The organism is Pantoea sp. PGP6 (assembly GCF_053474785.1).
The window spans coordinates 1,170,902-1,189,842 of sequence record NZ_JBQBMA010000001.1; the positions used below are offsets into that span (position 1 = coordinate 1,170,902).

At 57.5% G+C, this 18,941-nt stretch carries 14 protein-coding genes; 11 read left to right on the top strand and 3 right to left on the bottom strand.

Annotation, left to right across the window (positions count from 1 at the left end):
- The first annotated feature begins 31 nt into the window (after positions 1-31).
- Positions 32-526: a tRNA adenosine(34) deaminase TadA gene (tadA, locus tag ACLIBF_RS05700; protein WP_031376271.1), complete on the top strand. Its 495-nt coding sequence runs from the start codon at positions 32-34 to the stop codon at positions 524-526.
- Here the strand turns inward: tadA and mltF are convergent.
- Complete coding sequence (gene mltF / locus ACLIBF_RS05705; protein ID WP_031376270.1) at positions 523-1,980, bottom strand: membrane-bound lytic murein transglycosylase MltF; 1,458 nt, start codon at positions 1,978-1,980, stop codon at positions 523-525. The genes tadA and mltF overlap by 4 nt on opposite strands.
- A 268-nt stretch (positions 1,981-2,248) precedes the next feature.
- Here mltF and purL point away from each other — a divergent pair, with 268 nt between their 5' ends.
- From purL to glnB, 5 genes are all read left to right on the top strand, one after another.
- A complete protein-coding gene (gene purL, locus ACLIBF_RS05710; RefSeq protein WP_279809784.1) occupies positions 2,249-6,139 on the top strand; it encodes a phosphoribosylformylglycinamidine synthase in 3,891 nt (1,296 codons plus the stop codon).
- Positions 6,140-6,710: 571 nt separating this feature from the next.
- Positions 6,711-8,138, top strand: coding sequence for a sensor histidine kinase (locus ACLIBF_RS05715; RefSeq protein ID WP_069728698.1), 1,428 nt, complete (start codon positions 6,711-6,713; stop codon positions 8,136-8,138).
- Positions 8,139-8,141: 3 nt separating this feature from the next.
- A complete protein-coding gene (qseG, locus tag ACLIBF_RS05720; protein ID WP_089561665.1) occupies positions 8,142-8,810 on the top strand; it encodes a two-component system QseEF-associated lipoprotein QseG in 669 nt (222 codons plus the stop codon).
- Positions 8,810-10,144, top strand: a complete 1,335-nt coding sequence (glrR, locus tag ACLIBF_RS05725) for a two-component system response regulator GlrR (protein WP_031376266.1) — start codon at positions 8,810-8,812, stop codon at positions 10,142-10,144. The genes qseG and glrR overlap by 1 nt, the downstream gene beginning before the upstream one ends.
- 127 nt (positions 10,145-10,271) lie before the next feature.
- Positions 10,272-10,610 carry a nitrogen regulatory protein P-II gene (glnB, locus tag ACLIBF_RS05730; protein WP_003848647.1) on the top strand — a complete coding sequence of 113 codons (339 nt, stop codon included), beginning with the start codon at positions 10,272-10,274 and terminating at the stop codon, positions 10,608-10,610.
- A 52-nt stretch (positions 10,611-10,662) separates the two neighbouring features.
- On the opposite strand, the gene hmpA is transcribed toward glnB, so the two are convergent.
- Entirely contained in the window at positions 10,663-11,847 is a 1,185-nt protein-coding gene (gene hmpA, locus ACLIBF_RS05735) for an NO-inducible flavohemoprotein (RefSeq protein WP_031376265.1), read from the bottom strand.
- Between the two features lie 329 nt (positions 11,848-12,176).
- On the opposite strand from hmpA, the gene glyA reads away from it, so the two are divergent.
- Both glyA and ACLIBF_RS05745 read left to right on the top strand, forming a co-directional pair.
- Positions 12,177-13,430, top strand: coding sequence for a serine hydroxymethyltransferase (gene glyA / locus ACLIBF_RS05740; protein WP_448309472.1), 1,254 nt, complete (start codon positions 12,177-12,179; stop codon positions 13,428-13,430).
- Between the two features lie 128 nt (positions 13,431-13,558).
- Entirely contained in the window at positions 13,559-14,707 is a 1,149-nt protein-coding gene (locus ACLIBF_RS05745) for a 3-phenylpropionate MFS transporter (RefSeq protein ID WP_448309473.1), read from the top strand.
- On the opposite strand, the gene csiE is transcribed toward ACLIBF_RS05745, so the two are convergent.
- Complete coding sequence (csiE, locus tag ACLIBF_RS05750) at positions 14,689-15,957, bottom strand: stationary phase inducible protein CsiE (RefSeq protein WP_089561666.1); 1,269 nt, start codon at positions 15,955-15,957, stop codon at positions 14,689-14,691. The two genes, ACLIBF_RS05745 and csiE, sit on opposite strands and share 19 nt — an antisense overlap.
- Before the next feature lie 156 nt (positions 15,958-16,113).
- Between csiE and ACLIBF_RS05755 the strand changes: the two genes are divergently transcribed.
- From ACLIBF_RS05755 to ACLIBF_RS05765, 3 genes are all read left to right on the top strand, one after another.
- On the top strand, positions 16,114-16,740 hold the full coding sequence (locus ACLIBF_RS05755) for a DUF1007 family protein (protein WP_089561667.1): 627 nt from the start codon (positions 16,114-16,116) through the stop codon (positions 16,738-16,740).
- On the top strand, positions 16,731-17,708 hold the full coding sequence (locus tag ACLIBF_RS05760) for a nickel/cobalt transporter (protein ID WP_031376260.1): 978 nt from the start codon (positions 16,731-16,733) through the stop codon (positions 17,706-17,708). The genes ACLIBF_RS05755 and ACLIBF_RS05760 overlap by 10 nt, the downstream gene beginning before the upstream one ends.
- 205 nt (positions 17,709-17,913) lie before the next feature.
- Positions 17,914-18,927 (top strand): TIGR04086 family membrane protein, encoded by a 1,014-nt coding sequence (locus tag ACLIBF_RS05765; RefSeq protein WP_031376259.1) that lies wholly within the window; start codon positions 17,914-17,916, stop codon positions 18,925-18,927.
- The last annotated feature ends 14 nt before the right edge of the window (positions 18,928-18,941 follow it).

The following is an 18,941-nucleotide window of genomic DNA, read 5'->3' on the forward strand; positions in this document are numbered from 1 at the left end:
CGCCGCTTTTCTGTTGCCGGGAGTGGCCTGCATGAATCAACAACGCGATGAATACTGGATGCGCCACGCCCTCGGCCTGGCGCGATTAGCCTGGGAGCAGGGCGAAGTGCCGGTCGGCGCGGTGCTGGTACAGGATGAGCGGGTGATTGGCGAAGGCTGGAATCGCCCGATTGGTCAGCACGATCCGACCGCCCACGCCGAAATGATGGCGCTGCGACAGGGCGGTAAGGTACTGGAAAACTATCGGCTGCTGAACACCACGCTTTACGTGACGCTGGAGCCGTGCGTGATGTGCGCGGGCGCGATGGTCCACAGTCGCATTACCCGGCTGGTGTATGGTGCGCATGATGTCAAAACCGGGGCGGCAGGCTCGCTGCTGGATGTGCTGGGGCATCCCGGCATGAATCATCAGATTGAATTGCACAGCGGCGTGCTGGCAGAAGAGTGTGCCGCCATGCTGAGTGATTTCTTCCGCATGCGGCGCGAGCAGAAAAAAGCGCTGCGTCAGGCGCAACGCCAGAGTTAATTCATGGCGATGTTCGGTTCAACTGCCGGATAGCCTTTTGCCAGTTCCGCTTGCGCAGCCATCTGCTGTGCCAGGCGTTTTTCCTGCTCCTGCAGATACCCCACCAGACTGATCTGATACTTACGGATGTTCTCCACGTAGTTATATGCCTCGTGCCCGCGCGCGTAACCATAGGTGGTCTGGGTGTAGTAACGCTTCTGGCTCAGCATGGGTAGCCGCAGCTTAACGTCCGCCCAGCTATCCGGATTGCCGCCCTGACGCGCCGTCAGTTTACGCACGTCGAGCATGTGGGCATAGCCCATGTTGTAGGCCGCCAGTGCAAACCAGATGCGCTCATCTTCCGGGATAGTTTGCGGCACTTTCTCCATCATATTCTGCAGATACTGACTGCCGCCGCGAATACTCTGCTCAGGATCGGTGCGGTCGCCCACATCGAGGCTCTCAGCGGTATTGCGGGTCAGCATCATCATGCCGCGCACGCCGGTCGGCGAGGTGGCCTGCGGATTCCAGTGCGACTCCTGATAAGAGATGGCTGCCAGCAGGCGCCAGTCGATGCCGGAGGCATACTTCTCAAACAGCGGCTTGATGTCGGGCAGGGTACTGTCGATGGCGCGCAGGAAAGTGCGGGTATCGACATAGTCAAAGGTACCTACGTGACCGAGATATTTCTCCTCCAGTCGCGCCATTGCGCCTTCTTCACCCATGCCGTTAAAGAAGTCGAGCATCGCCGCATTCAGGCTGTCATCGTCGCTGTGCTTCATGTACCAGGTCACCGGCTCTTCATCGGTGACGTCAAACGCCACTGCCAGCTGCGGATAGATGCGTTGCAGCAGGGCGATCGTCACCGAGTCGCCGATGGTATAGTCGAGTTTGCCATCCGCCACTGCTTCCAGCAGCGCTTTCGGGCTTTGATCGGTGGAGATCGCCCAGTCCAGATCGGGGAACTGATTAGAGCGGGCGCTTTTCAGGCTGGAGAGGTACGCCGATCCCGAGGCGACCGTCAGCCGCCCCTTGAGATCACCGAGGTTTTTCGGGCGTGGCTTATCCACGCGATACACCAGCTGTTGCGAAACGTTGTAGTAGCCGGGCCCGGTTCGATACCGCGCCAGGCGTTCGCTGTTATAATTCAGGCCCGCCGCCAGCACATCCGCTTTCCCTTCATCAAGATCGTCAAACAGGTCACTCAGGTTCGGGCGGACCGTCACCTTCAGTTTAACGCCCAGATAATCGGCGAAGCGTTTTGCCAGCTCGTAGTCCATACCGGCCGGGGCCTGATTTATGGTGTAGTAAGTCAGCGGGGAATTGATGGTACTGACACGCAATACTCCCCGTGATTTAATCTGTGAAATCGTATCCTGCCCACCGCCGTACCACGGGATGGACGGCCACAATGCCATCGCTAACAGCACGGCGACCAGACCGATAAACAGATAATTAAATTTTAGGCGTTTCAAATAGTTATCTCTCGCTGGCTCTAAGGCCTCTGTCTTTTAAAGGCAGTATTTGTCTTCTTTGAACTCCCAGAGCGAGGGGCATTTTGCGCAACAAAGCGAAGCTGAGCAACTCATATAGCAGGTTTTGCGCAAATTTCAGGCAAATCCGGTGGGCCATAAATTTTGCGCAAACGGTTTCGTCGCGAGGGCGCTTTCTCTATAATACGCCCCGTTTTCCCCTGTTGCGCCCAATGAAGCGTCGCCCGGCGTTTCGAAGACGAGAGATCTTATGATGGAAATTCTGCGTGGTTCGCCCGCCCTGTCGGCATTTCGTGTAAACAAACTGCTGACCCGCTTTCAGGACGCTCACCTGCCGGTGAGTGATATTTACGCTGAGTACGTCCATTTTGCCGATGTCAGCGCGCCACTGAGCGCCGACCAACAGACCCGTTTACAGCGTCTGCTGAAATATGGTCCTTCTCTCGCTGAACATGCGCCACAAGGGCGTCTGCTGCTGGTGACACCGCGTCCTGGCACCATCTCGCCATGGTCATCGAAAGCCACCGACATTGCTCACAACTGCGATCTGCCGCAGGTCCGTCGCCTGGAGCGCGGTCTGGCATTTTACGTGCAGGCCCCTCAGTTAACCGAGGCGCAGTGGCAATCGCTTGGCGCGCTGCTGCATGATCGCATGATGGAGACGGTCTACAGTGATCTGGCGCAAGCTGAGCAACTGTTCGCTCACCACTCACCGCAGCCGGTAAAAAGTGTCGATGTGCTGGGTGAGGGCCGTCAGGCGCTGGTCCAGGCTAACCTCTCGCTGGGTCTGGCGCTGGCAGACGATGAAATTGATTACCTGCTGGCGGCGTTCACCCGCCTGGGCCGCAATCCGAACGACATCGAACTCTATATGTTCGCTCAGGCTAACTCTGAGCACTGTCGCCACAAGATCTTCAACGCCGACTGGATTATTGATGGCGAGAAGCAGCCGAAATCGCTGTTTAAGATGATCAAAAATACCATGGAGCAGACGCCGGATTACGTGCTGTCTGCTTACAAAGATAACGCTGCTGTGATGGAAGGGTCCGATGTCGGCCGTTTCTTCGCTGATGCGGCAGAAAGCGAATACCGCTGGCATCAGGAAGCGGCACATATCCTGATGAAAGTTGAGACTCACAACCACCCCACGGCGATTTCACCGTGGCCTGGCGCGGCAACCGGCTCCGGTGGCGAAATCCGTGACGAAGGGGCAACCGGACGCGGCGCCAAGCCGAAAGCTGGCCTGGTCGGGTTCTCGGTGTCGAACCTGCGTATTCCTGGCTTCGAGCAGCCGTGGGAAGAGGATTTCGGCAAGCCGGACCGCATCGTCAGCGCGCTGGAGATCATGACCGATGGCCCACTGGGCGGCGCGGCATTTAACAATGAATTTGGTCGTCCGGCACTGAACGGTTACTTCCGTACCTATGAAGAGCAGGTTACCAGCCACAATGGCACCGAGCTGCGCGGCTACCACAAGCCGATCATGCTGGCGGGCGGCATTGGCAATATCCGTGCTGACCACGTGCAGAAAGGTGAAATCACCGTCGGCGCTAAGCTGGTGGTGCTGGGCGGTCCGGCGATGAACATCGGTCTGGGCGGCGGTGCCGCCTCCTCAATGGCGTCGGGCCAGTCTGATGCCGATCTCGACTTCGCCTCGGTACAGCGTGACAACCCGGAAATGGAACGTCGTTGCCAGGAAGTGATCGATCGCTGCTGGCAGCTGGGCGATGACAACCCGATTCTGTTCATTCATGACGTGGGCGCGGGCGGTCTGTCGAATGCGATGCCTGAGCTGGTCAGCGATGGCGGCCGCGGTGGTCAGTTTAACCTGCGCGATATCCTCAACGATGAGCCGGGCATGAGTCCGCTGGAAGTGTGGTGCAACGAATCACAGGAACGTTATGTGATGGCGGTGGCACCCGAGAAGCTGGCAGAGTTCGAAGCGATTTGCCAGCGTGAGCGCGCACCGTTTGCGGTAATCGGTGAAGCCACCGAAGAGCTGCATCTGAGCCTGAGCGACAGCCATTTCGACAATAAACCGATCGACATGCCGCTTGACGTGCTGCTGGGCAAAACGCCGAAGATGACGCGTGACGTGGTGACGCAGCAGGCGCAGGGCAATGAACTGCAGCGTGATGGCATCACCCTGGTGGATGCGGTCAATCGCGTGCTGCATCTGCCCGCCGTGGCGGAGAAAACCTTCCTGATCACCATTGGTGACCGCAGCGTGACCGGCATGGTTGCGCGCGACCAGATGGTCGGGCCGTGGCAGATCCCGGTCGCCAACTGCGCCGTGACCACCGCCAGCCTCGACAGCTATCACGGTGAAGCCTTTGCGCTGGGCGAACGTGCGCCGGTTGCGCTGCTCGATTTCGCTGCCTCCGGCCGTCTGGCGGTGGGTGAAGCGCTGACTAACCTCGCGGCCACCTCTATCGGCTCACTGAAACGCGTCAAACTGTCGGCTAACTGGATGTCGGCTGCCGGTCATCCGGGCGAAGACGCCGGTCTGTACGCCGCGGTAAAAGCGGTCGGCGAAGAGCTTTGTCCGGCGCTGGGCATCACCATCCCGGTCGGTAAAGATTCGATGTCGATGAAAACCCGCTGGCAGGAAGGCAACCAACAGCGTGAAATGACGTCGCCACTGTCGCTGGTGATCACCGCGTTTGCGCGGGTTGAAGATGTGCGTCGCACCGTCACGCCGCAGCTGCAGCCCGATCGGGAAAACCTGCTGCTGCTGATCGACCTCGGTAACGGGGCCAATACCCTCGGCGCTACGGCGCTGTCACAGGTTTATCGTCAACTGGGCGACAAGCCAGCCGATGTGCGTGATGCCAGCCAGCTGGCGGGCTTCTTCAATGCGATGCAGGCGCTGGTGGCGCAGCAGAAACTGCTGGCCTACCACGATCGTTCCGACGGAGGCCTGTTAGTGACGCTGGCAGAAATGGCCTTTGCCGGCCACTGCGGTGTTGAAGTTGATATCGCGGCGCTGGGCAATGACCCACTGGCCGCCTTATTTACCGAAGAGCTGGGCGCGGTGATTCAGATTAACGCTGCCGATCGCGCGGCGGTAGAGCAAATCCTGGCCGAGCACGGTCTGGCAGACTGTAGTCATCTGCTGGGTCATGCTCAGCCAGGCGACCGCTTTGTGATTCGTTCGGGCGACAGCGCGGTTTACAGCGAAAGCCGGACTACGCTGCGCACCTGGTGGGCAGAAACCACCTGGCAGATGCAGCGCCTGCGTGATAACCCGGCCTGCGCCGATCAGGAACACCAGGCGAAAAAGAACGACAGCGATCCGGGCCTCAACGTTACGCTGACCTTCAATCCGCAGGAAGATGTCGCAGCCCCGATGATCGCCACTGGCGCGCGTCCACGGGTTGCGGTGCTGCGTGAGCAGGGCGTCAACTCGCACGTTGAAATGGCAGCGGCTTTTGACCGGGCCGGCTTTACCGCGGTTGATGTGCACATGAGCGACCTGCTGGCCGGACGGCGCGGTCTGGAAGAGTTCCAGGCGCTGGTTGCCTGTGGTGGCTTCTCTTACGGCGACGTGCTGGGCGCGGGCGAAGGCTGGGCAAAATCAATCCTGTTCAACGCTCGGGTACGCGATGAGTTTGAAACCTTCTTCCACCGTCCGCAGACGCTGGCGCTCGGCGTCTGTAACGGTTGTCAGATGATGTCCAACCTGCGTGAACTGATTCCCGGCAGTGACCTGTGGCCACGCTTTGTGCGTAACCAGTCTGAGCGGTTTGAAGCCCGTTTCAGCCTGGTCGAAGTGGCAGCCAGCCCGTCGCTGTTACTGGACGGAATGGCCGGATCGCATATGCCTATCGCGGTTTCCCATGGGGAAGGGTTTGTAGAAGTGCGCGACCCGGCTCATCTGGCCGCACTGGAAGCGAAAGGACTGGTGGCGCTGCGCTTTATCGATAACTTCGGCAAAGTGACAGAAACCTATCCGGCTAACCCGAACGGCTCGCCAAACGGTATCACTGCGGTCACCAACGAAAGCGGCCGCGTCACCATCATGATGCCGCATCCGGAGCGGGTGTTCCGCACCGTCAGCCACTCCTGGCATCCGGCAGAGTGGGGCGAAGACAGCCCGTGGATGCGTATTTTCCGCAACGCACGTAAACAGCTGGGTTAAATAATCCGCTGATAACAACAGGAGGCCACAGCGCCTCCTGTTTTATTTTCAGGCGGCTGTTGGCAAATGGCGACAGCCGTGGCTTAACGGTGTCGCCGTCTGGCGACATTTATCCTGCTGATTTATATCAGCTAGTTTTCCTCTCGTGCTGAGTGTTGCTTTCAGGCGACACTTTTACCGGCTTTTGCGGTTCGCTAACGCTGCCGTTAGCCCGGTGAATCTGACAATTAACTGAAAAATATAGTTATTTATTAATTGGCATGAAACTTGCTATACTCCGTGCGCTGCTCATTCACCTGTTTATGATTGCCCCGCACTGCGGAAAAGAGCTCATAAAACCCGAATGACGCACCAAACGGAGCCTGCCGTCCACCTCATCGATAATCGTTTGCTATGCAACGTTATCAAACGCCGGACGTAACGTTGAGTAAGGCTCCACCCATTGTTCCGCGATGCCGCTGGCGTCGCGTCAACGGCAGGCCAGCGCGCCTGCCGTTTTCTTTTCTGCCTCTTTCTTCCTGCATCAGAGTCCGCTAGCATCCAGACAGCATTTTTCTAAGGAAGCGGCCGCGTGAAAAGATGGCGTTTATTTCCCCGTTCTCTGCGCCAGCTGGTGCTGATGGCGTTTGTGCTGGTGCTGTTACCGCTGCTGGTGCTGGCCTGGCAGGCGTGGGAAAGCCTTTCAGCCCTCAGCGAACAGGCGGCGGATACCAACCGCAACACCTTCACCGACGTGCGCCGCAGCGAGGCGATGGCCCGCACCGCGGTTGAACTGGAGCGCAGCTATCGCCAGTACTGCGTGCTGGATGATGCCTCGCTGGCGCGGCTCTATCAAACGCAGCGTACTCGTTACAGCCAGATGCTGAGCGCCCACAGCGCCAGCCTGCCGGAACTGCCGGCTTTCCAGACACTGCAAGCCACGCTGCCCCTGCTGACCCAACCGCAGTGCGACAATGGCAATCCGGTGCCGCGCGCCGCCGAGGCGCTGGATCGCTTCTCGGCCACTAATATCCGGATGGTGCAGGATACGCGCGAAGTGGTGTTTTCACGTGGCTTACAGCTACAGCGTGAGATTGCCGATCGCGGCCAGTTCTTTGGCTGGCAGGCGCTGATTCTGTTTATCATCAGCCTGGCGTTAATGATGCTCTTCACCGGCATGATCATCGGGCCGGTTAAGCGCATTGAACGGATGATCAACCGGCTGGGTGAAGGACGCGAACTGGGCAGCAGCGTAGAGCTTCGCGGCCCGCGTGAGCTGCGGTCACTCGGCCAGCGTATCCTCTGGCTGAGTGAGCGACTGGCCTGGCTGGAAACCCAGCGTCATGAATTCCTGCGTCATCTCTCCCACGAATTGAAAACGCCGTTAGCCAGCCTGCGCGAAGGCACCGAACTGCTGGCGGATGAAGTGGCCGGATCGCTTAATAGCGAGCAGAAAGAGGTGGTGTCGATTCTGGACAGCAGCAGCCGCCATCTGCAGCGGTTGATTGAGCAACTGCTGGATTACAACCGTAAACTGGCCGATGGCCCGACCCAACTGGAAACGGTCAGGCTGGATGAAATTGTGGCACGGGTGGTCAGCGCGCATGCGCTTTCGGCGCGGACCAAACTGATGCAGACGGTGCTGGATCTCAACGCGACCCGCTGTCTGGCCGAGCCGACGCTATTGATGCGGGTGATCGACAACCTCTATTCGAACGCCGTGAACTACGGCAGCGAATCCGGTACCATCTGGCTGCGCAGTCAGCAGCAGGGCGATCGGATCTGGATCGAGGTTGCCAACAGCGGCACCCCGATTCCGCCGGACGAGCAGAAGATGATATTCGAGCCGTTCTTTCAGGGCAGCCAGCAGCGTAAAGGGCCGGTGAAAGGCAGCGGGCTGGGCCTGAGTATTGCCAAAGATTGTCTGCGCCGGATGCAGGGCGACCTGTCGCTGGTCTCCAGCGATCGCACCGGCGTCTGTTTTCGCATTGAACTGAACACCACAGCCGGGAATGTCTGACTGATGAAATATTTACCCGCTTTGCTGTTGAGCACGCTGACCACGCTGCTGCTCAGCGGATGTACCGCCTCTCCGGCCACCTCATCGCTGCCGTCGGGCCATCCGGTGACGGAACCGGAGGTCAAAATAGCTGATTATCTGGCGACCCGCTGCAGTGATGTGTGGCAGATTGAAAACCACGCGGCGCTGGCTAATCCGCTCTACTGGATGCGCACCATCGACTGTGCAGAACGGTTGTCGCCAGCCGAAGCCCGGGCTGAAGCGCACCGCTGGCCGGCAGACGGCTGGTCACGCGCCTTTAAGCAGGGCGTGTTAATGGCTAACGGCAACGTCACGCCGGTCGAGCGGCGCCAGTATGTCGCCACCCTGGACAGCTACAGCAGTGATTTTCCTGCTCCGGTTCGTCCGCTTATTCAGCTGTGGCGCAGCAATCAGGCGGCGCAACTTGACCTCAGCGAAGCGCGAACCCGTTACGCGCACCTGCAACAAAGCAGTGATGCCCAGCAGGAGACACTCCGGCAGCAGATGATCAGGCAGCAACAGCAGCTGAGTGATACACAGCGTAAGCTGGAGCGATTGACCGACATTGAGCGCCAGCTATCATCCCGCAAAGCGCCGGATGTCTCTGACAGCAGTCACGGCACTGCACTGCCGCAGGACGAGGAGCAATAATGGTTAAACAAGCCGCCCGACTGCTGCTGGTCGATGACGATCCCAGCCTGCTGAAGCTATTGGGCATGCGTCTCAGCAGCGAAGGTTACCAGGTCACCACGGCCGCCAGCGGCCCGGAAGCGTTGCGCCTGCTGCAGAAAGAAAAAATTGAGCTGGTTATCAGCGATCTGCGGATGGATGAAATGGACGGGCTGGCGCTGTTTGGCGAAATCCAGAAACGCCATATGGGGCTGCCGGTGATTATCCTGACCGCGCACGGCTCGATTCCGGATGCGGTCTCCGCCACCCAACAGGGCGTGTTCAGCTTTCTGACCAAGCCGGTGGATCGTGATGCGCTCTACAAAGCGATTGATGAAGCGCTGGCGCAGCAGGCGCCGATCAGCGATGACCGCTGGCGCGAAGCGATTGTTACCCGCAGCCCGTTGATGCTGCGGCTGCTGGAGCAGGCGCATATGGTGGCGCAGTCTGACGTCAGCGTGCTGATTAACGGGCAGAGCGGTACCGGTAAAGAGATGCTGGCGCAGGCAATCCATGCCGCCAGTCCACGTCACGGCAAGCCGTTTATCGCCATCAACTGCGGAGCGCTGCCGGAACAACTGCTGGAGTCTGAGCTGTTTGGTCACGCCAAAGGGGCATTTACCGGCGCGGTGAGCGCCCGTGATGGGCTGTTCAAAGCGGCCGGTGGCGGCACGCTGTTTCTTGATGAGATCGGCGACATGCCACAGGCGCTGCAGGTTAAGCTGCTGCGGGTACTGCAGGAGCGCAAAGTACGGCCGGTCGGCAGCGATCACGACATGGATATCGACGTGCGTATCATTTCCGCCACCCACCGCGATCTGCCTAAGGCGATGGAGAAAAAAGAGTTTCGCGAGGATCTGTTCTATCGCCTCAACGTGGTTAACCTGAAAATTCCGGCGCTGCATCAGCGGACGGAGGATATCCCGCTGCTGGCGAATCATCTGCTGCGTCAGGCGGCGGAACGGCACAAACCGCAAATCCGCAGTTTTTCTGTCGATGCGATGAAACGCCTGATGGCCGCCAGCTGGCCGGGTAACGTGCGTCAGCTGGTCAACGTGGTTGAGCAGTGTGTGGCGCTCAGCGCGTCACCGGTGATCAGTGATGCGCTGGTGGCGCAGGCGCTGAGCGGTGAAAACAGTGCGTTGCCGACCTTTGTCGAGGCGCGCAATCAGTTCGAGCTGAACTATCTGCGTAAGTTACTGCAGATGACTAAAGGCAATGTGACCCATGCTGCGCGTCTGGCTGGACGCAACCGTACTGAGTTCTATAAGCTGCTGTCTCGTCACGAACTGGACGCCAGCGATTTTAAAGAGTAGCGTGCGCCGCAATCCCGCCAGGGCAAAGCGTGATCCGCATGGCGGATATTCGCTGCCCGGCCGCGCCAGCAACATTTATACTTGATAAACCCTTCCGACCACGGAGGGAGAGAGAAAAGGGTCTGACATGAAAAAGATTGATGCGATTATCAAACCATTCAAACTCGATGATGTACGTGAAGCCTTAGCTGAAGTCGGCATCACCGGCATGACCGTGAGTGAAGTGAAAGGGTTCGGCCGCCAGAAAGGCCATACCGAACTCTATCGTGGCGCAGAGTATATGGTCGACTTTCTGCCGAAAGTAAAAATTGAGATGGTGGTCGGCGACGATATCGTTGATACCTGTGTTGAAACCATCATGCGCACTGCGCAGACCGGTAAAATCGGTGACGGTAAAATCTTTGTCTTTGACGTGGCGCGTGTGGTGCGCATTCGTACGGGCGAAGAGGATGAAGAGGCGATCTGAGTTCGCCGGATTAAAAAAGCCCGCTGCGATGCGGGCTTTTTTTATGGTGCAATCACATGCCTTTATGCGGACCGAACAGTTCGTAATGGATGCGCGCGTCCTCAACGCCAGCATCACGCAGCTGCGCCACCACATGCTGCATAAAGCCCAGCGGACCACACAGGTAGAACTGTGTCTGCGGTGACTGTAAACGTGCCGCCATCGCCGTCACGTCCATCAGGCCCTGCGCATCATAGGCGCCGGCATCCTGCGGGGCAGGCTGACGATACCAGACCTGCGAAACGAAATCGCTGAGCTGTGCGCCGGTCGCTTTTACTTCATCAGCAAAGGCGTGCTGCTCGCCATTTTCCGCGGCGTGCAGCCAGCTTACCGCAGCAGGATGCTGCTGCGCGGCCAGCGCATGCAGCATGGCCAGCATCGGGGTCTGACCGACGCCAGCCGAGATCAGCGCTACCGGCGTTTCAGCCTCAGTCTGCAGGAAGAAGTCACCGTGCGGCGCAGCCAGCTGCACTTCATCGCCCACCTGACCATACTGATGCAGCCAGCCAGAAACCGTGCCTTTGTCCTCACGCTTCACCGCAATGCGGTAATCTTTACCGTTACTCAGGTTGGTCAGGGAATACTGGCGAATCTGATGATGTTCGAAACTGGCGGGCTGCAGGTGCACCGTCAGGTACTGGCCCGGCTCAAACGCGGCCACCGGTCCGCCATCGACCGGCGTAAAAGTGAAGCTTTTGATTACCGCACTCTGTTGCTCAATCGCGCTGATGCGGAAGGCGCGGGTCCCCCGCCAGCCGCCCGTTTGCTGTTCCGAGGCCTGATAAATCTGCTCTTCACGCTGGATAAACACCTCTGCCAGCACGCCGTAAGCCCGGCCCCAGGCCGCCAGCACCTCTTCACCCGGATCCAGCAGCTCTTTGATAGTTGCCAGTAAATTTTCGCCGACGATGGCGTACTGATCAGGCTGAATATTCAGGCTGGTATGCTTCTGGGCAATTTTTTCCACCGCCGGCAGCAGCACCGCCAGATTTTCCAGGTTGGCACCGTAGGCGCAAATTGCATTAAACAGCGCTTCACGCTGATCGCCATTGCGCTGGTTATTCATGTTGAAGACGTTTTTGAGTTCGGGATGGTGCGACAACATGCGGTCATAAAAGTGGGCGGTGAGTTTCGGACCGCAGGCCGCAATGGCGGGCAGGGTCGATTTAACGGTCGCGATGGTTTGCGCATCAAGCATAGGAGGAACCTCACATGTAAAGTTGTATTTTAAATACATCTTATAGCCATGCCGGCTGCGCTGTAAATAACCGCTTTAACTTTCTGATCGCCTGGCAAGCCGCGTATGGCCGCTGAATGAGGAAATCTCCGTCACATCCTGAAGAAAAATCGTGGCGCAGTCTGACCAGAAAAAAGCGTAAAAATCCCGTGCCGCTGCATAGCCAATCGTTTGCGTAAAAAGAGGGGATTCACCCTACCTTCACCTGATAAAACGGTTTACACTGTGGGCCTTCGCCCCGGTGGGGCTTAAACTGCCGTTAAAAAAGTTAGCTGAGTCAGGAGATGCGGATGTTAAAGCGTGATATGAACATTGCCGATTATGATGCCGAGTTGTGGCAGGCGATGGAGCAAGAGAAAGTGCGTCAGGAAGAGCACATCGAACTGATTGCTTCTGAAAACTACACCAGCCCGCGCGTTATGCAGGCGCAAGGTTCGCAGCTCACCAACAAATACGCCGAAGGCTATCCAGGCAAACGCTACTACGGCGGTTGTGAATATGTTGATATCGTTGAGCAATTAGCGATTGACCGCGCTAAACAGCTGTTTGGCGCTGATTACGCTAACGTGCAGCCACATTCAGGTTCTCAGGCGAACTTCGCGGTTTATACCGCGCTGCTGCAGCCGGGCGATACCATCCTTGGCATGAACCTGGCCCACGGCGGACACCTGACCCACGGCTCACCGGTTAACCTTTCTGGCAAACTCTACAACGTAGTCGCTTACGGCATCGATGAAACCGGCAAGATCGACTACGACGAGCTGGCTGAACTGGCCAAAACGCATAAGCCAAAAATGATTGTCGGCGGTTTCTCTGCCTATTCCGGCGTATGTGACTGGGCAAAAATGCGTGAAATCGCCGATAGCGTGGGCGCATGGCTGTTCGTTGATATGGCGCACGTTGCCGGTCTGATTGCCGCTGACGTCTACCCAAGCCCGGTGCCGCATGCGCACATCGTGACCTCGACCACCCACAAAACGCTGGCGGGTCCGCGCGGCGGGATCATCCTGGCGAAAAACGGTGACGAAGAGCTGTATAAAAAACTGAACTCCGCAGTGTTCCCGGGTGGACAGGGCGGTCCTCTGATGCACGTGATCGCCGGTAAAGCGGTGGCGTTCAAAGAGGCGATGGAGCCGGAATTCAAAACCTATCAGCAGCAGGTCGCGAAAAATGCCAAAGCGATGGTCGAGGTGCTGATCGCACGCGGCTACAACATCGTCTCTGGCGGCACCCATAACCATCTGTTCCTGATCGATCTGGTGAGCAAAAACCTGACCGGTAAAGAAGCCGATGCGGCGCTGGGCCGTGCTAACATCACGGTAAATAAAAACAGCGTCCCGAACGATCCGAAGAGCCCGTTTGTCACCTCGGGTATTCGTATCGGTACGCCAGCCGTTACGCGTCGTGGCTTCGACGAAGCGGACGTACGTGAACTGGCGGGCTGGATTGCTGACGTGCTGGATAATATCAACGACGAAGCGACCATTGAGCGCACCAAACAGAAAGTGCTGGAAATCTGCAGCCGTCTGCCGGTCTATGCTTAAGCGTTAACTTGTTGTGTAACCGCATAAAAAGGATGGCATCAGCCATCCTTTTTTATTGCCTGAGGTGCGGCGCTCTGCCAGAGTAGCGCCGACTCTTGCTGCCAGGCAGCACACTTGCTGGAGGGAATATGGCAATCGGCTCCGCCAGATGGCTCGGATTGGGCTACTTCACTTACTTCTTCTGTTACGGCATCTACCTGCCTTTCTGGGGCGTATGGCTCAAAGGCACCGGCCTTGATGCGGAAAAAATCGGTCTGCTGCTGGGATGTGGCATGGTGGCGCGCTTTGTCGGCAGCCTGCTTATCGCCTCGCAGGTAAAAAATCCGGCACAGTTAATTACCGCACTTCGCCTGCTGGCACTGATGACCTGCCTGTTCGCCATTGGCTACTGGGTCGGGCAACAGTGGATGTGGCTGCTGGCGGTGATGATTGGCTTTAACCTGTTTTTCTCGCCGCTGGTGCCGCTCAGTGATGCGCTTGCCGCCACCTGGACGCAGCAGATTGGCCTGGCTTACGGTCCGGTACGGCTGTGGGGATCGCTGGCATTTGTGATCAGTTCTGCGCTGACCGGGGTGCTGGTCAGCGCTTACTCTTCGCAGGCAATATTATTGTTACTGTCGGTGGGGGCGCTCAGCATGCTGGCCGGGATGATGCTCACCCCAGCCACCCATCCGCAGGGGAATGAGCGGCAGGGCGCAACAGGCGGTGGCTGGCCGGTCTGGCGTGACCTGCTGCGTGAGAATGCGGTCTGGCGCTTTATGCTGTGCGTGACGCTGCTGCAGGGGGCGCATGCCGCCTATTACGGCTTCAGTGCTATCTGGTGGCAGGAGAGCGGCTATTCGGCCTCAACGGTGGGCTATCTCTGGTCGCTGGGCGTGGTGGCGGAGATTATTATTTTTGCGCTCAGCAATCGCCTGTTTCGTCGCTGGAGCGCGCGCGATTTGCTGCTGCTATCGGGTATCTGCGCACTGATCCGCTGGAGCCTGCTGGGTGCCAGCACCGCGCTGCCGCTGCTGATTGTGGCGCAGATTCTGCACTGCGGCAGCTTCACCGTCTGCCATCTGGCGGCGATGCGCTTTATTGCTGTCCGTCAGGGCGCTGAGGTGATCCGGTTGCAATCGCTCTATTCCGCGCTGGCGATGGGCGGCGGAATCGCAGTGATGACCATGATTTGCGGCGTGCTGTTTACCCATCTGCAGGGGCATCTGTTTTGGGTGATGGCGTTAGTTGCGCTGCCTGCGCTGTTCCTGCGCCCGCGTTACGACTCGAGCAAATAACGGATACGCTGCTGATGGTGCGCCGTCAGCGGCAGTTCCGCATGTATCAGCGGCGGTGAGTAGAGCGGCAGCGAGGTGGCGTACGGTGAAATAATCAGGTCAACTTCGCGCGGCGCGCCATCGCGCTGGAAACTGCTCACCTGCTGATAGGTAATATTGATCGGCAGCAGGGTGATTTCACGGATCTGCTGCTCGACATCCTGCTCAAGCTGCGGATCTTCGCCGGTTAATATCAGCACCTGCTTCTCCTGCAACGCATTTTCCTGCATCAGCCAGGCACCAAAAATCACCGTAATCAGGCTCACCTCTTCCGGGGTAAAAGCGATCTGGTATTCATATTCAAAAGCGCGCAGCGCCAGCTGGGTGGTGCGTAACAGGCGCGGATAGAGTCGGCTGACATCCAGCGCCACGCTGTTGTCGATGCCGATGGTAAAGTGGGTGCGATCCAGCGCCTGCGCCAGATGGGTATAGAGCTGCTGCAGCAGATCGGCGCGGTCAGCAAAGGTCACCGCAGCACACTGCTCAAAATCGGCAATCAGCTGTACCGTCGCCGCCATTAATCGCTGCTCGCAGGGATGCTTTGCCCGATCGGCCTGCGGGGTGTGGATCAGGCTGAACAGCAGCGTCCAGAAATCCGTTTCGCTGATGTGCGGTGCCAGATGGCAGCGTTTGCGCCAGTGATGAATGACATCCTCAGCCGCCTGGCGTTCTGCCTTATGTTGCAGCCAGACGCGCTGCGGATCGCTAAACAGCGCGGGTTGTCGCTGGCACAGCCCATACTTCATAAAAATCTGCAAAAACAGCCGATCCCGTTCGCTAAACTCGCGACCCAGTCGCAGCCCGCAGTGCTGAATTAACGCCTGCAGGTTAGTCTCATCGTAGAGCGCTTTCTCAATCTTCATGACCTTCAGACGCTGACGCAGTGGGGCGGCAAAATGCTCACAGACAAAGGTCTGTGACAAACGCAAACTGCGTCGCAGGTTGTGCAGCAAACAGAGGCGCCGATCCAACTCTGTACCATGAAGACGAAAGCTGCCATCCACCATCTGGTGCAGTTCCAGCCGGTGATATCGCTGTATCTCGTCACCCACTTCCGCGATATCCTGTCGGGCAACCGCAGGATCAACACCATTTAACTGGCAGACTTTTTCAAGCGTAAGCGCGGGAGTCGGCAGAAATAACAGTAATAAAAGATGGCACTGTCGCTGTGAACGGGTGAAGAGTGGTGCCAAAGGGGTAGCAGAACTCATCAATCAGATTTCCAGCAGGCTAATTTGAGCTAAGAATAGCCAACCCCGTCAGTCCCGGTAGCTGTCAGGCGGTTTTTTTAGTCAGAGGTTTAAGGCGGGTCACAAAATTTTGTTACTTATGGATTCTTTTCATCGGGAACGTTACTTTATAACATTATGAAACGCACACGCTTTGTATTACTGATGGTCTTAAGTCCGGCGGCACTGGCGCATCCACACAGTTTCATAGACATGAAAACCGAACTGGTGGCGAAGGGGGATACCTTCACCGGCTTAAAAATGACCTGGACCATGGATGAGATCACCTCTGCCGATCTGCTGTATGACGCTGGCGAGGCGAAGCCAGGCAGCGTGGTGTGGAAAAAGCTGGCGGCCGGTGTGATGGCTAACGTGCTGGGCCAGCACTACTTCTCAGAAATCTGGCATAACCAACAGCGGGTGAAATTTTTGAATCTGCCTGACGAATATCATCTCTCGCGTAACGGTCATAAGGCGGTGCTGGAGTTTATTCTGCCGCTGGCGGAGCCGCCGGTACTGACCGGGCAGCGGTTTGACATCCTGACCTTTGATCCCAGCTATTTTGTCGACATGTTTTATGACAACGCCAGCGCCCTGACGCTGCCGCCGGCACTGCAGCAACGCTGTAAGTTTACGCTGAACACGCCAAAGCCCAACGACTCGTTGAAACAGTATGCGCTGTCGCTGGATAAGGCTGATGCACCAGCAGAAGAGCTTGATTTAGGTCGGCAGTTCGCGCAGACGGTGATTCTCACATGTCAGTAATTTCTACTCCGGCAGGCGCTTCGCGACTCTGGCCGCTCTGGCTGCTGGCGGCGCTGTTGCTGACCGGCGGCACGCTACTCTGGCTCAACTGGTCGCAGATTCTGTTGCAAAGCGTACTCTGGCAGAAAGATCTGCACCGGCAGATGACTCAGCTGTTACAGCTGGTGGCTGAGCAGCCGCAGCAGGCCGGGCTGTCACTGGTGCTGTTCAGCCTGCTGTATGGCATTTTGCATGCGCTGGGACCGGGCCATGGCAAAGTGGTGATTACCACTTTTCTTGCAACCCATCCGGCCAGAGTTAAAACCAGTATTAAGCTGACGCTGCTGGCCTCGCTATTGCAGGGTTCAGTAGCGATCGTGCTGGTCACGGTGATGCTGGTGCTGCTGCAAACCTCTTCACGCCAGCTGCATCTCAGCAGCTTCTGGCTGGAAAAGGGCAGCTATCTGCTGGTGAGCGGACTGGGGGCCTGGATCGGTTATCGCGCGCTGCGAACGCTGTGGCAGATGCGACGTCCGCGCCCGGCGCTCGCTTTCCGCACGCTGCGTCCCGATCACCAGCATCACGCACACTGTGGTTGCGGACATGCGCACCTGCCGTCGCCGCAACAGATACGCGAGGCGGTGAGTATGAAAACCCAGCTACTGGTGGTGGTATCGATGGGGCTGCGGCCCTGTTCCGGGGCGATCATGATGCTGCTGTTTGCCAAAGTGATTGGCGTTTATGCCTGGGGCGTGCTGTCAGCGGCGGCGATGGCGCTCGGCACCGCACTGACCATCTCGCTGATTGGTTTGCTGGTCCAGCGCGCCCGTGTAGTGGCGCAGCGACTGGCCCAGCCGCGACACAATCAACTGGCGCAGCTATTGGTTCCGATGCTCACCTTAATCGGCAGCCTGATATTAATCGTGGCCGGCATCGCTTTATGGCAGTCAGCACAACCCGCCTTCAGCGGCGGAATTCGACCTTTCTGAATCTCAACAAGCGCAGCGGGAATTAAATTTCCGCTGCGTAGCGTATCTCGCTAATTTATGTAAATTCACATCTTTATTTTTTTCTCGCCTGGCGATGGTGGTGAAATGACTATTCACTGTCTACGCTGTTAATACCAAAACGGCATTCTCTGCCGGGATGATTAAAACCAAAGCACCTTTCTGTTTGTTGCGAGGAGAATATTTCATGGCTGATACCCGTATTAATAATGGCTATACCGAAACGCTGGCGACCGGGCCGGCGGGATTGCCGCTTAAGCGTATTTCCTGGAGCGCCGTCTTTGCTGGGGTAATTTGTGCGCTGATCGTTCACATCATATTGACGCTGCTGGGAACGGCAATTGGCGCGACCAGCGTTGATCCGATGAAGGAGCAGAATCCATTAGACGGTCTGGGTACCGGCGCACTGGTCTGGACCGCAATTGAAATGCTGGTGGCGATGGCGGCCGGTAGCTACGTGGCGGGCCGCCTGGCACAGCGCGAAGGCGCGCTGCACGGTTTACTGATGTTTGGCCTTAGCACAATTTTCACTATTTACCTGGCGATTGCGCTGGCGAGCAGTGTATTGGGCGGGGCAATGAATATTGTCGGTTCCGGTTTCCAGGCATTAGGTAGCGGTATTTCCGCCGCTGCGCCATCGGTCACTCAAATGGCGAAAGATAAGCTGCAGGAAAATAATATTAATTTAGATGACCTGCAGAACGAACTGGAAACTACGCTGCGCCAGACCGGTAAGCCGGAATTACAGCCGGAGAATTTAAAGCAGGATGCAAATAACGAAGCGCAGAACGCGGAGAATCAGGCTAACAACACTGCCAGCCATCCACAGACGGCGGATACCGATCTGTCTAACTGGTTAAAAGGCGTGATGAATCGTCATTCAGATACATTACAGGCCGCCGATCGTGATGCGCTGAAAAATATTATCAAAGCGCGTACCGGTAAAAGCGATCAGGAAGTCGATCAGATCGTCGCTAAAGCAGAGCAGAGCTATCAGCAGGCGATGCAGAAATATCAGGAACTGAAACAGCAGGCCGAGCAGAAGGCACGTGAAGCCGCAGATAAAGCAGCAGCAGCCACGGCGAAAGCCAGCTGGTATGCGCTGATTCTGTTGATTATCGAAGCGGTGCTGGCCGGTGTGATGGGGATGGTGGGTCGTCGTACTCAGCCTCGTCAGGTTCTGTCACACGAACGTCGTTAATCGACGCGAAAAAC